Raw genomic sequence first — 11337 nt, forward strand, 5'->3', positions numbered from 1 at the left:
TTTATGTCGTTGAAGAAATCGTCACTTATCGTATTGTTATCCTTGTTATTTTTCTTTGTAGCCAGCACCATCACCAGCGTTGGGCTCATCATAAAAAGTAATAACTCCCTGGATAACGTGAATAAAGAAATTCAGGTCGTCTTGTCAATTATCGATCCCATCAACCATAGCCGCACGCTGCGCGTGAGGGTAATGGAGTACGTGAAGATGGTAGAGGCGGGAGACGCAGCAGACCAGTCTGCGAAACTGGCGGCCGTCAAAGAGGCGCTGACCAAAGCCGACCACGCCTTTGCGGCCTTTATGGACGAACCGCGCCTGACGGATGAGGCACCGCTGGTCAGTGCCTATCAGGACGCCTGGCAAAACTACCGCAACCAGGGGCTTGAGCCGCTGATTAACGCGGCCGCCGCGCACGATGTCTCGAAATTTAACGCGCTTATCCCCGCGGTATCCCGGCTCGATCGTCAGTATGAAATTGTGCTCGACCAGGTCCTCTCCGTGCACCAGAAATACGCCAAAAGCCTGAACGAGGATGCGCGCAGCAACTTCGTTTTCGGCCTGGCGATTATCGCAGGCTTTGCTCTGCTGTTTGTGTTGGTGATTATCGCGGTCAGCGTGCTGATGAAGCGCTTCGTATTTGCGCCGGTGGACCTGGCGCGCGAACACTGCAGCCAGATCGCAGCCGGCAAGCTGGATATCCCTGTACCGGTGAAGGGTCGTTCCGGGAATGAAATCGATCGTCTGATGGGGTCAATGGAGCAGATGCGCCAGGCGCTGCTCTCTACCCTTGCCCAGGTGCGTGACGCAAGCCACACCGTGACCTACGCGGCGCAGGAAATTGCTTCCGGGAATAGTGATCTCGCTTCGCGTACCGAACAACAGGCTTCTGCATTGACGCAGACGGCGGCCAGCATGGAGGAGCTGAGCGCAACCGTGGCGAATAACACGGACAATGTCTTCCAGGCCGGGAAGCTGGTACAGGACGCGGTGAAGAACGCCCATACCGGGGAGGCCGTTACCCGCGAAGTGATCCAGACGATGAATACCATCGCCTCGAACTCTAAGCGCATCGAGGATATTACCAGCGTCATTAACAGCATTGCTTTCCAGACCAATATTCTGGCGTTGAACGCTGCGGTCGAAGCGGCGCGTGCAGGCACGCAGGGGCGAGGCTTCGCGGTGGTGGCGAGCGAGGTGCGGACGCTGGCGCAGAAAAGCGCGGTTGCCGCAAAGGATATTGAAGGCCTTATCGCCCAGTCCGTTTCCAGCGTGAAGAATGGTGCCGAGCTGGTGAATCGTTCGGGCGAGGTGATTGATTCAATTATTTCATCGGTGAATAAAGTGAACGCGCTGATGGAGCAGATCTCCGTGGCGTCTGAAGAGCAAAGCCGGGGGATTGGTCAGGTAGGCCAGGCCGTGACGGAAATGGACGGCGTGACGCAGCAGAACGCGGCGCTGGTGCAGGAGTCAGCGGCCGCCGCGGCATCGCTGGAAGAGCAGGCGCAGCAGCTGTCGCGGAGTATTTCGCGCTTTAGCCTGCCGGCATAATACGCCGTTTTTGTGCCCGTCAGCGCTGTGCCTGCACGGGCCTAAAAAATTTGCACATTTTTAGCAATATTTTCTCCTCTCATTCGTCTACCTCAACACACGTCATAATCATTCAACGTAAACGAGGTACAGATGAGAGGTTTTACTCTGCGCGAAAGAGGTCACGGACGCGGGTTTGGCCGCCACCGTATGGGCAAAGGGCTGATGATTGGTGCGGTGATTTTCGTCGTGCTGGGCCTGCTGGTGATGTCCCTTTGGAATGCTTTACTCCCGGCTATTCTGGGCGTTAAGGCTATCGGATTCTGGCAGGCGCTGGGCATCCTGGCGTTGAGCCGCATTTTGTTCGGCGGCCTGGGGTTCCGCCCGGGGATGTTTGGCGCGCACCGGCGCATGCACGAGCGCTGGATGAACATGACCCCAGAACAGCGTGAAGCCTTTATTCAGCAGCGCCGCGAAGGGTTTGGCCGTCACGGCCACGGTCACTGCGGCCGACGCGGCCAGCGCGATGACGCGCGTGACGATGGCACCCCGAAAGCGCCGGATGCAGAGTGAGCGATATGAAAGCGGGGGAGGCAGGGGATTCATTGCTGATGTCAGCGCTTAACGCCTGCCGGACCCGGCTGAAGGCCTTCATACGCGGCCGGACGGCGGTTCGGGATGATGCCGATGACATCCTGCAGGAGGTCACGTATCAGCTGATGAAGGTTGAACACCCGGTGGAAAACGTCGCCGCCTGGCTGTTTCGGGCTGCGCGCAATGAAATGACCGACAGGGCGCGGAAAAAGCGCGAGGTTCCACTTTCCGGCCACTTTGCCGACGACGATGCGGACATCGCGGAAGATGAGCTGGCGGAAACCCTGTTCGGCGTGCCGCAAAACCCGGAGGAGGAGTATCTCAAAACGCTGCTGTGGGAAGAGCTTGTTCGGGCGCTGTCGGAACTGCCGCCCCTACAGCGTGAGGTTTTCGAGAAAACCGAATTCCAGGGCTACAGCATGAAAGCGCTGGCCGATGAAACGGGCGACAGCGTGCAGGCCTTGTTGTCCCGCAAGCACAAAGCCGTCCTTTTTTTGCGTAGTCGCCTGCAGGATATCTACGATGCGTTGACAGGGGAATGAAGTTCGACCACTCTGAAAACTCTATGTGAAAGAGGTGGTTATGCTTCAGCGGTTATCAACGAAAAAAATGCTCCTGGTTTCTGCCCTGATGGCCTCCGGGCTGGCCAGGGCCGAGGTGGCGGTGCCTGATGTGGTAAAAAACTTCAGCGAGCAGCAGGACATCAAAATCATCAAGAAAATAGAGGCTCCCGGCGGCGCGCCTGCCTGGCTGGGGCAGTATCAGGATATGGGCGTCACGCTCTTTTTAACGCCTGATGGAAAGCATGTGGTCTCTGGCTATCTGTACGATGAAAAGGGAAAGAACCTCAGCGAGGAATATTTCCAGAAAGAGATTTACGCCCCGATGGGCCGCGAAATGTGGAAAAAACTCAATGCCGCGCACCCGCTGAAAGAGGGCGCAGAAAATGCCCCGCGCAAGGTGTTCGTCTTCGCCGATCCGTTCTGCCCCTACTGCAAGGCATTCTGGGCTGAAGCACAGCCGTGGGTGAACGCGGGCAAGGTTCAGCTTAATACGCTACTGGTTGCGTTTCTCAACCCTGACAGCGGTCGTAATGCGTCCGCTGTCCTGAATGCGAAAGATCCGGTTTCTGCCTGGAAGGAGTACGAACTGTCCGGCGGAAAAAAACTGCCGAAACAGGAAGGCAGCGCGACGCGTGAGACCGTTGAAATACTGCAGAAACATCAGGTTTTAATGGACAGCCTCGGCGCCAATGCCACCCCGGCCATTTACTATCTGAATGCGCAAAACGAACTGCAGCAGGTGGTGGGGATGCCGAACGAGAAACAGCTCGTGGAGATGTTCGGGCCGAAACCCTGACATCGCGGGCAGAAGCCGGGTGCTTCTGCCCGTTTTTAGCCGGTCAACTCCCCCAGCGTCCTCTCAGATAGCTGACCGCTTCCTGAGTCTGCGGCTGGTTCAGGTAGTCTTCACGAAACAGGATCGTACCGTTCACGTTGGGCAATGAATCGTTTAAATCGAGCTGTTTTTTCAGCTCCGGCACGCCGCCCTTCACCGTCCAGTCAGGCTCGTTTTTTGACGGGGCACCCACTTTGTAAAACGCGATACCGATGTAGAGGCGGGTGTGGGTCGGTTTCACCACGTCAGCCCACCATTTTGTCAGCACATCGTAACGTGCAGCATCCCGCGCGAAGGGCCAGTAGATCTGCGGTGCGATGTAGTCCAGCAGGCCCTGCTGCACCCACTTACGCGTGTCAGCGTAGGATTCATCATAGGCTGCGGCACCTCGCGTTTCAGAGCCCGCCGGGTCGAAGGAGCGGTTTCGCCAGACGCCCGCCGGGCTGACGCCGAACTCAACGTCGGGTTTCGCCAGCTTGATCGCGCGTGATACCTGCACAATCAGCTCTTGCGTATTGTGGCGACGCCAGTCTGCTTTCGAGGCAAATCCCTGCCCGTAACGCCTGTAGGTCAGCGAATCATTCAGATTAGAGCCCGGCGTTTCGGTGTAGAAATAGTCATCAAACTGCACGCCGTCTATCGCGTACTTCGTCACGACCTCGATCACGACCTGCGTTATCCAGTCCCGCACCTCGGGGATACCCGGGTCGAGAACGAAACGATCGCCGGAGACCCGCACCCAGTCCGGGTGTTGTACGTACACGCTGGACGGATGCAGGGTGGATGTCCGGTTGAGTTCGGCGACGGTTGACGGTTTGGTGTTGGTGGATACGCGATAGGGGTTAAACCAGGCGTGGACCTTCATTCCGCGCTTATGGGCTTCATCGAGCATAAACTGCAGCGGGTCGTAGCCGGGATATTCCCCAATATTTCCCGTCAGGGTGTCAGACCACGGGAGTATTTTGGACGACCACAGGGCCGTACTGTCGGGTTTCACCTGGAAAAACACGGTATTAATGCCGAGGCTTTGCAGCTTATCGAGCTTATCTTTTAGCGCCTGCTTCTGCTGGGCAATACGCAGCTCCGGGCTTTTACCATTCACCCACGATACCGGCGGCCAGTCAAGGCGGGAGACCGTTGCCAGCCAGATCCCGCGCATCGGTTCGTTTGCCTGCGGCACGGGTTTATTTACCTGCGTGGGGGGCGTAACGAGAGACTTTGGTGGCGTTGAGGTGCAGCTAACAAGTAAAAGTGCGCAGCCAACCAGCGCACCAATCCGTTTTACATGTCGTGTCATCGATGTATTAGCTCTTAGCGATCCGACTATTGGCCCACGGGTTAAAGGCAGGTTCATCAGGTTCAGCGGTGTCTTTATCGGCCAGAGACTCGAGATACAGTGCTTCAACTTCAGCGCGCGCCCACGGGGTGCGGCGCAGGAATTTCAGGCTGGATTTCACGCTCGGGTCTTTCCTGAAACAGTTGATTTTGATTCGGTCCCCCAGTTCGCTCCAGCCATATCGCGCAACCAGGGCAGTAACCTGCATTTCGAGGGTTACGCCATGCAATGGATCGTTGGAAGTATGTGCAGTCATAGGCGTCGGCTTGTCTCATTTTTTGTGGGGTTGGGTTTAACGCTGAAAGAGTACAAGAAAGAAGGGGAAGCGGCAATTTAAGCATGGGATCCTTCACCCCGATAAGGGGGAAGGATCGGCTTTACGTATTAACGTTACTTGTTGAACAGCTCAGGCGCCCACGGCGTAGGGTCAACCTCCATAAACGGCGCGCGTTCAAACCGGGATTTCAGCGCCCAGGGCACCGTACAGTCAAAGATGGTTTTGCAGGTGATGCCGTTGCCGCGGATCGAATTGCTGTAGTCCGAAGCCTGAGACGGATCGAGCTGGTGGCCTCGTATTCCCGGCAGGTTGGTGATGCTGACATCTCCCTGCATGCGGGTGGTCATCGCCCACAGAATGTCGTCACTGTCGAAAATATCCACGTCTTCGTCGACGAGAATAATATTTTTCAGTTCTGAATAGGTTGCCAGCGCGATAAGCGCAGCCTGGCCCTGACGCCCTTCGTCAGACGGCTGGCGTTTTTTCACCTGTAAAATGCCGAGGAACTTCCCGCCGCCGGCGGTATGGGCATACACATTTTGCAGGAAACCGGGAATCGCTTCTTCAACCGCGTTGCGGATGCTGGCTTCCGTAGGTAGCCCGGCCAGCGTGGTGTGCTCTTCGCCTGGCCCCACCAGCGTCTGCAGGATCGCCTGGTTGCGCATCGTCACCGCTTTCACTTTGATAACCGGCAGGGAGGGATTCGCCTCGCCGCAGTAGCCCGGGAATTCCGGCATCGCGTGCCCGGTATTGGTATGCTGATCTTCTCTTACGCGTACGCCCGGCAGCAGCTCGCCTTCAATAATGATCTCCGCCCGCGCGATTGCTTTCTCCTGAACGGCCACGCCCTGGACCAGCTCAACCGGTTTTTGACGCAGCGCACCCGCCACGCCCAGCTCGTTGTAGCCAAACGGGGTGGTAGGGGCTTCGAAGCACGCGCCTATGTAGATTGCCGGATCCAGCCCCATGTTGATGGTGACCGGCAGCGGCTTACCGGCGTCCTCAGCCTTTTTGCGGAACACTTCGATATGGCGACCCGCGGCAAGGAACATGGAGAGCTCATCCCGCTCCTGCACGCAGAGGCGGTGGATAGTGACGTCGGTCAGGGACGGATCTTCCGGATCGCTAGCCAGCACCAGGCCAAGGCAGAAAAACGGGCCTGCATCTATGGGGGTATTGGTCGGCGCGGGCAGAAGTTTACGCAGGTCGAAATCGGGGTCGTCGGCGTAAAAAACCTGCTCCTGGCAGGGAGCCTGCAGGGCCGGAACAACCACCGGGGCAACCGGGTTTTTCACCGCCTGGCCAACGTGCTTAGCCAGTTCGGAGGGTTCGCAGCCTAAAAGCAACGCCGCCCGTTCCCTGCTGGCGTGCATCCCCACGAGGATGCGCGAGTCCGGATAGCCCTTAATGCTGTTAAACATCATGGCAGGGCCCGTACGGGTCGGCCGTTTTACCGTACCGCCTGCGCCAATGTGTCGGTATACGCCCGCCAGTTCGGCGTTGGGATCGACCGGATGGCTGGTTTCAATATACTGTCCTTCATGATGCTGCAGCAGTTCGATGGCGCTTCTGAGATCGTTGATTGGGTTTTCCATAGTGTCCTCCCTCGAATGAATGCGTCCATTTTTATCCGAACGAGTGATACCATCAATGGCATCATTAATGCTATTTTGATAAGTAATTTATTATCAATGTGTGGCGATGTGTTATGCAGTTTCGTTTAATGCGCAATTTCACCGTGGTGGCCGAAGAGCTTCACATGCACCGGGCGGCAGAGCGGCTGAATATGGCGCAGCCCGCCCTCAGCCAGCAGATCAAGACGCTTGAGGAGCGTCTGGGCGTAACGCTTTTTAGCCGGGCGAACCGTCGCCTGACCCTGACGCCCGCAGGCGTAGCCTTTCTCAACAAGGCCAGAATCGCCATCTCAATGACGGAACAGGCGATCCTGGATGCCAGACAAACGGCCAGGGGCGAGCAGGGGGTATTGAACCTCGGGTGCGTATCAAGCGCGATGTTTGACAGCAAACTGCCCGCGACGCTCCGCGAGCTGCATGCGCGGTGGCCGGCGATTACCATTTCCCTGATGACGGGGAACGTGCAAAGCCTGTATGCCGCCGTGCAGAGCAACCAGCTGGATGTTGCCATCATCCGCGCGCCGCTTCCGCTCCTTCCCGACGATCTGCAAAGCCGTCCTTTTACCACTGAGAAAACGGTTCTTGCGCTGTCCCGCCAGCATCCGCTTGCCGGATCCGCCGCGCTCACGCTCTCTTCCGTGAAGGACGAAAGGTGGATCTCCCTGCGCGACCCGGAGGGCATGGGGCTGGAGCAATACTTTTACGACGCCTGCAGCAGCGCAAGGTTTCAACCCCATGTCGTGCAAAATGCGACAGATGTCCCCACGGTGATAAGCCTGGTCGCGGCGGGGTTCGGCCTCGCGTTACTGCCAGCCTCTGCGCAGGCGGTGAGCCTGGAGAATGTGGTTTATGCCGACATCATCGATCGGCTGAAAGAGAGCGAGCTGACGCTGGTGTGTCACCGCATCATCCGCTCAGAGGTGTTAAAGCGGTTTCTGCACACGCTCGATCAGCGCTGACGTCCGGCAGCCTGCAGCAGCTGTTCGCGCAGCCACGCGTTGGCCGGATCCTGGCTGTTCTTAGGGTGCCAGTACATGCCGATGGCGATGGGCTGGAGGGGAAGCGGGGGCGGGAAAATATCGAGCGTCCGGGCGAAACGCTGCAGCATGCGGCGCGGCAGGGTGCAAAGCAGATCCGTGCCGGCGACGATCGGCGGGGCCATGGCGTAGCTTTGGGTGGACATCACCACGTTACGCTGATACCCCAGTCCTGCCAGGTTCTGGTCAACAAATCCGGAAAAGGGATCGCCCTCGGAGGAGACAACCAGATGGGACAGGGCGCAATAGCCTGCGATATCTAACGGTCCCGTTCCGCGCGGATGCGCCTTTCGCTGCGCCGTGGCAAATTCATCCTCGAAAAGCGTACGTCTGATCCACCCCTCTTGCGCTCCCGCATTTACGCCAATATAGACATCCACATCGCCGCTCTCCAGCTGCCCGGGCAGCTTAGCCATTTCGGGCAGGGCAAAGCGCAGGCGAACTCCCGGCGCCTCACGCCCGAGCTGATTTAACAGCTCAGCCCCCAGCATCAGCGCCGGGTTTTCGTGCAGCGCGATGACAAAGGTTCGGGTGCTGCTCTGCGCGCTGAACGTAGACGGCTCAAGCATGGCGGCGATGCCCCGCAACACCCCGGCGACCTGCGGCCTGAGCGCCTCGGCTCTCGGGGTTGGCAATACCCCGCGTCCATGCGGGGAGGGGATAAACAGCGGTTCACCAAACAGGGCGCGCAGGCGAGCAAGCCGCGCGGACATCGCAGGCTGGCTCACGCCCAGCCGCGCCGCGGCATGGGTGATGTTTCGGTCCTGGAGCAGGGCATCCAACGTCAGGATCAGGTCAATATCGAGGTCTGAAATTGGCGTCATAGGGCATCCCTTTATTTTGCATCACGATTGGTATAGGTCACGGGCACCCAGGCGTAGCCGCTGCGTTCGCCTTTCGCCACATAGCCAATGCCCGGGAACGGCAGATGCGGCGCGGCGACCAAATCTTTATGCTTCACGAAATCCGCGAAGGCGTTGTTGCGCACCCGGGCCGCACCGTCCTGATCCTGGTCGTAGGCGATGGTGATATTGGGCTGCGGGAACTGTACCGCAGCGACGTGGATAATGTCGCCAACAAAGGTGAGCTTTTCACCTTTGCTTTCCAGCGTATAAAACGCTGAACCCGGCGTGTGCCCGGGGTGAACCGTGCCGGTAATGCCGGGCAAGAGTTCGGCGCTGTCGGAAAATGTCTGCACTTTTCCGGCATCCAGGTAAGGCTTCAGCGTTTTGCGCGCAACGTCAAAATAGTTCTGGCCGTAGCCCGTTTTTTTCTGATTTTCCGCGTTAAAGAAAAAGTCGATATCCGGTTTGCCGACGTAAACCCGTGCGTTTGTGAAGACGCGCTGGCCGTCTTTCACCAGGCCGCCTGTATGGTCGGAGTGGGCGTGGGTCAGCAGGATGTCGGTAATATCCTGCGGCTTGATGCCCTGCGTTGCCAGGCTTTCAATCAGCCGGCCGCCATTGCCCGGGCCAAACAGCTGACCGGATCCGGTATCCACCAGAATGTTGTGGCCGGGTAACGCAATGTAATAAACGTTGATGGAGGCTTCGACGGGGTTGGTCTGGAAGTTCTTCGCCAGCAGCGCGTCGGTGTTTTGCGCGGTCGTCCGGCGCAGCAGTGAATGAAGATCCTGCGACACGCTGCCGTCGGTAAACGACGTCACGATGACATTTCCAACCTGAATGTTGTAACCGCCAGCCTGCTGCTTAACAACGTGCTGTGGGGTACTGGCCGCTGCGTGGATGGCAGGGTAGAAAAGGAACGATCCTGTCAGGAGCGTTGATACAGCGAGTTTTTTGAACGTGAACATGAGGGTCTCCTTGTAAGTAAACCCATCATAGTTCAACTGAGATGTTTGAGAACGGGGGTAGAGTCAATGTGACCTATCCATGAGATGGATAGGTCACAGAGGAGCGTTACAGCACGCCCGTGCCGCCGTCGGAGCACCATACCTGGCCGGAGGCATAGGAACAGGCGTCAGAGGCAAACAGCACATACAGCGGGGCGATTTCAACAGGCTGGCCCGGTCTGCCAAGCGGCGTGTCTTCGCCGAAGTGCTGAACCTTCGACTGCGGCTGGCCGCCGCTCGACTGCAGCGGCGTCCAGTATGGGCCAGGCGCGACAGCGTTTACCCTTATGCCGCGCGGGCCTAGCTGCTTGGCGAGGGATTTGGTAAATGCCACGTTGCAGGCTTTGGTTTGGGCATAGTCCACCAGGATCTCGCTGGGCTTAAACGCCTGAACGGACGAGGTGTTGATGATAACAGCGCCTTCCTGCAGATGACGCAGCGCGGCCTTAGTGATCCAGAAGGGCGCATAAACGTTGGTTTTGAACGTAGCGTCAAAATCGGCGGTGGTGAGATTGTCGATGGACTCGCAGTACTGCTGACGCCCGGCGTTGTTGACCAGAATGTCCAGGCCGCCCAGTTCGGCAACGGCTTTTTCTACCAGCGTGTCGCAGAACGACTCAACCCGAATGTCGCCGGGGATGGCGACTGCTTTACGGCCTTCGGCCTCAATGAGGGCAATCACCGCTGCCGCATCAGATTCTTCCTCCGGCAGGTAGCCAATGGCCACATCCGCGCCTTCTCGCGCATAGGCGATGGCCACCGCGCGGCCAATACCGGAGTCGCCGCCGGTAATCAGCGCTTTTTTGCCCGCGAGCTTTCCTGAACCGATATAACTGGTTTCACCATGATCCGGTAACGGCTTCATTTCCGATGCCAGCCCGGGTGCCAGCTGCGGTTGTTCCACAAATGGCGGACGAGGGTAATGCAGCGTGTGGTTATTTCCTGTAGACATACCGGTCTCCTTAATAGTGAATTTCAAGATTAGCCGTAAATTACGCGCAGGCGCGCAAAACGAGCAAATTCAGATAAATCTATATTCCTTTGGCCCGGATAAATACAGGCGTTACGCCAGCATGTAATACCAGAACAGCGCAATCTCCTCTTTTTCCGGCAGGGCGTTGTAAAGGTAACGGTCGTATCCGCCGAGGGTAAATCCGTAATTACGGTAGAACAGGCAGGCAGAAACATTCACGTTTTGCGTCTCCAGCGTTAATCCCGCGGCATTAACGCTGCGCGCCCACACGTGGGCAGCGGCCATCAGCTTGTGCGCCGCGCCGGTTCGCCGTTTAGACCGTTCAACGGCGATGTAATCGACGGAAATAAATTTATTCCAGCTGCTGGATGCCGTAATAAATCCGGCGATATCGCCTTCATCCGTTTCGGCGACCAGAAATATAGCATCCGGATTAACGCAATGATTTTCCAGCGTCTGGAGATCGAGTTCATACGTTTTTAGATATGGCTCATCTATCGCTTCGATTTGCAAATCACAGTGGATAAAAGGCTCTCTGGCAATATGGTTAACGGTGAAAGAAAAATCACAGCATTCAAGACGGCTGAGGTCTGTACTTAATCCTTTTCGAATCTGCATAGCGTTCCTTGTGTGAGAGTCATCAATTAATGATAGACGAAGCGGTTAATATTACGGCCACAACACTCTTTTAATCCTGGTCTAAGCTTGT

Annotated in this window: 12 protein-coding genes; 5 read left to right on the plus strand and 7 right to left on the minus strand. The window is 57.2% G+C overall.

Annotation, left to right across the window (positions count from 1 at the left end):
- Positions 1-3: 3 nt before the first annotated feature.
- The 4 genes from D5067_RS11490 (at position 4) to dsbG (ending at position 3480) form a co-directional block, all read left to right on the plus strand.
- Positions 4-1548, plus strand: coding sequence for a methyl-accepting chemotaxis protein (locus D5067_RS11490; RefSeq protein ID WP_119936634.1), 1545 nt, complete (start codon positions 4-6; stop codon positions 1546-1548).
- 132 nt (positions 1549-1680) lie between these two features.
- Positions 1681-2100 carry a hypothetical protein gene (locus D5067_RS11495; protein ID WP_119936635.1) on the plus strand — a complete coding sequence of 140 codons (420 nt, stop codon included), beginning with the start codon at positions 1681-1683 and terminating at the stop codon, positions 2098-2100.
- 5 nt (positions 2101-2105) lie between these two features.
- Complete coding sequence (locus D5067_RS11500) at positions 2106-2663, plus strand: RNA polymerase sigma factor (RefSeq protein WP_119936745.1); 558 nt, start codon at positions 2106-2108, stop codon at positions 2661-2663.
- Between the two features lie 40 nt (positions 2664-2703).
- The gene (gene dsbG / locus D5067_RS11505) at positions 2704-3480 is read left to right on the plus strand and encodes a thiol:disulfide interchange protein DsbG (RefSeq protein ID WP_119936746.1); all 777 of its coding nucleotides are present in this window, start codon (positions 2704-2706) and stop codon (positions 3478-3480) included.
- A 43-nt stretch (positions 3481-3523) separates the two neighbouring features.
- Here the strand turns inward: dsbG and D5067_RS11510 are convergent, their stop codons facing one another.
- From D5067_RS11510 to D5067_RS11520, 3 genes are all read right to left on the minus strand, one after another.
- Positions 3524-4816 carry a glycoside hydrolase family 10-like protein gene (locus D5067_RS11510; protein ID WP_119936636.1) on the minus strand — a complete coding sequence of 431 codons (1293 nt, stop codon included), beginning with the start codon at positions 4814-4816 and terminating at the stop codon, positions 3524-3526.
- Between the two features lie 7 nt (positions 4817-4823).
- Positions 4824-5111 carry a VF530 family protein gene (locus D5067_RS11515; RefSeq protein WP_119936637.1) on the minus strand — a complete coding sequence of 96 codons (288 nt, stop codon included), beginning with the start codon at positions 5109-5111 and terminating at the stop codon, positions 4824-4826.
- 134 nt (positions 5112-5245) lie between these two features.
- Positions 5246-6727: a UbiD family decarboxylase gene (locus tag D5067_RS11520; protein WP_119936638.1), complete on the minus strand. Its 1482-nt coding sequence runs from the start codon at positions 6725-6727 to the stop codon at positions 5246-5248.
- 113 nt (positions 6728-6840) lie between these two features.
- Between D5067_RS11520 and D5067_RS11525 the strand changes: the two genes are divergently transcribed.
- Positions 6841-7725: a LysR substrate-binding domain-containing protein gene (locus D5067_RS11525; protein ID WP_119936639.1), complete on the plus strand. Its 885-nt coding sequence runs from the start codon at positions 6841-6843 to the stop codon at positions 7723-7725.
- On the opposite strand, the gene D5067_RS11530 is transcribed toward D5067_RS11525, so the two are convergent.
- The 4 genes from D5067_RS11530 to D5067_RS11545 form a co-directional block, all read right to left on the minus strand.
- Positions 7716-8627, minus strand: a complete 912-nt coding sequence (locus tag D5067_RS11530) for a LysR family transcriptional regulator (protein WP_119936640.1) — start codon at positions 8625-8627, stop codon at positions 7716-7718. The two genes, D5067_RS11525 and D5067_RS11530, sit on opposite strands and share 10 nt — an antisense overlap.
- An 11-nt stretch (positions 8628-8638) precedes the next feature.
- Positions 8639-9616, minus strand: coding sequence for an MBL fold metallo-hydrolase (locus D5067_RS11535; RefSeq protein WP_119936641.1), 978 nt, complete (start codon positions 9614-9616; stop codon positions 8639-8641).
- Positions 9617-9722: 106 nt separating this feature from the next.
- Positions 9723-10607 carry an SDR family oxidoreductase gene (locus D5067_RS11540; protein WP_119936642.1) on the minus strand — a complete coding sequence of 295 codons (885 nt, stop codon included), beginning with the start codon at positions 10605-10607 and terminating at the stop codon, positions 9723-9725.
- A gap of 111 nt (positions 10608-10718) precedes the next feature.
- Positions 10719-11246, minus strand: coding sequence for a GNAT family N-acetyltransferase (locus tag D5067_RS11545; protein ID WP_119936643.1), 528 nt, complete (start codon positions 11244-11246; stop codon positions 10719-10721).
- Between the last annotated feature and the right edge of the window lie 91 nt (positions 11247-11337).

The sequence above is a fragment of the Enterobacter huaxiensis genome, from assembly GCF_003594935.2.
GTDB lineage: Bacteria > Pseudomonadota > Gammaproteobacteria > Enterobacterales > Enterobacteriaceae > Enterobacter > Enterobacter huaxiensis.

What these genes read in the sequence shown, in the direction of transcription:
- D5067_RS11490 (WP_119936634.1), top strand. Translation starts at nt 4, where the DNA reads ATGTCGTTGAAGAAATCGTCACTTATCGTATTGTTATCCTTGTTATTT.
- D5067_RS11495 (WP_119936635.1), top strand. Translation starts at nt 1,681, where the DNA reads ATGAGAGGTTTTACTCTGCGCGAAAGAGGTCACGGACGCGGGTTTGGC.
- D5067_RS11500 (WP_119936745.1), top strand. Translation starts at nt 2,106, where the DNA reads ATGAAAGCGGGGGAGGCAGGGGATTCATTGCTGATGTCAGCGCTTAAC.
- dsbG (WP_119936746.1), top strand. Translation starts at nt 2,704, where the DNA reads ATGCTTCAGCGGTTATCAACGAAAAAAATGCTCCTGGTTTCTGCCCTG.
- D5067_RS11510 (WP_119936636.1), bottom strand. Translation starts at nt 4,816, where the DNA reads ATGACACGACATGTAAAACGGATTGGTGCGCTGGTTGGCTGCGCACTT.
- D5067_RS11515 (WP_119936637.1), bottom strand. Translation starts at nt 5,111, where the DNA reads ATGACTGCACATACTTCCAACGATCCATTGCATGGCGTAACCCTCGAA.
- D5067_RS11520 (WP_119936638.1), bottom strand. Translation starts at nt 6,727, where the DNA reads ATGGAAAACCCAATCAACGATCTCAGAAGCGCCATCGAACTGCTGCAG.
- D5067_RS11525 (WP_119936639.1), top strand. Translation starts at nt 6,841, where the DNA reads ATGCAGTTTCGTTTAATGCGCAATTTCACCGTGGTGGCCGAAGAGCTT.
- D5067_RS11530 (WP_119936640.1), bottom strand. Translation starts at nt 8,627, where the DNA reads ATGACGCCAATTTCAGACCTCGATATTGACCTGATCCTGACGTTGGAT.
- D5067_RS11535 (WP_119936641.1), bottom strand. Translation starts at nt 9,616, where the DNA reads ATGTTCACGTTCAAAAAACTCGCTGTATCAACGCTCCTGACAGGATCG.
- D5067_RS11540 (WP_119936642.1), bottom strand. Translation starts at nt 10,607, where the DNA reads ATGTCTACAGGAAATAACCACACGCTGCATTACCCTCGTCCGCCATTT.
- D5067_RS11545 (WP_119936643.1), bottom strand. Translation starts at nt 11,246, where the DNA reads ATGCAGATTCGAAAAGGATTAAGTACAGACCTCAGCCGTCTTGAATGC.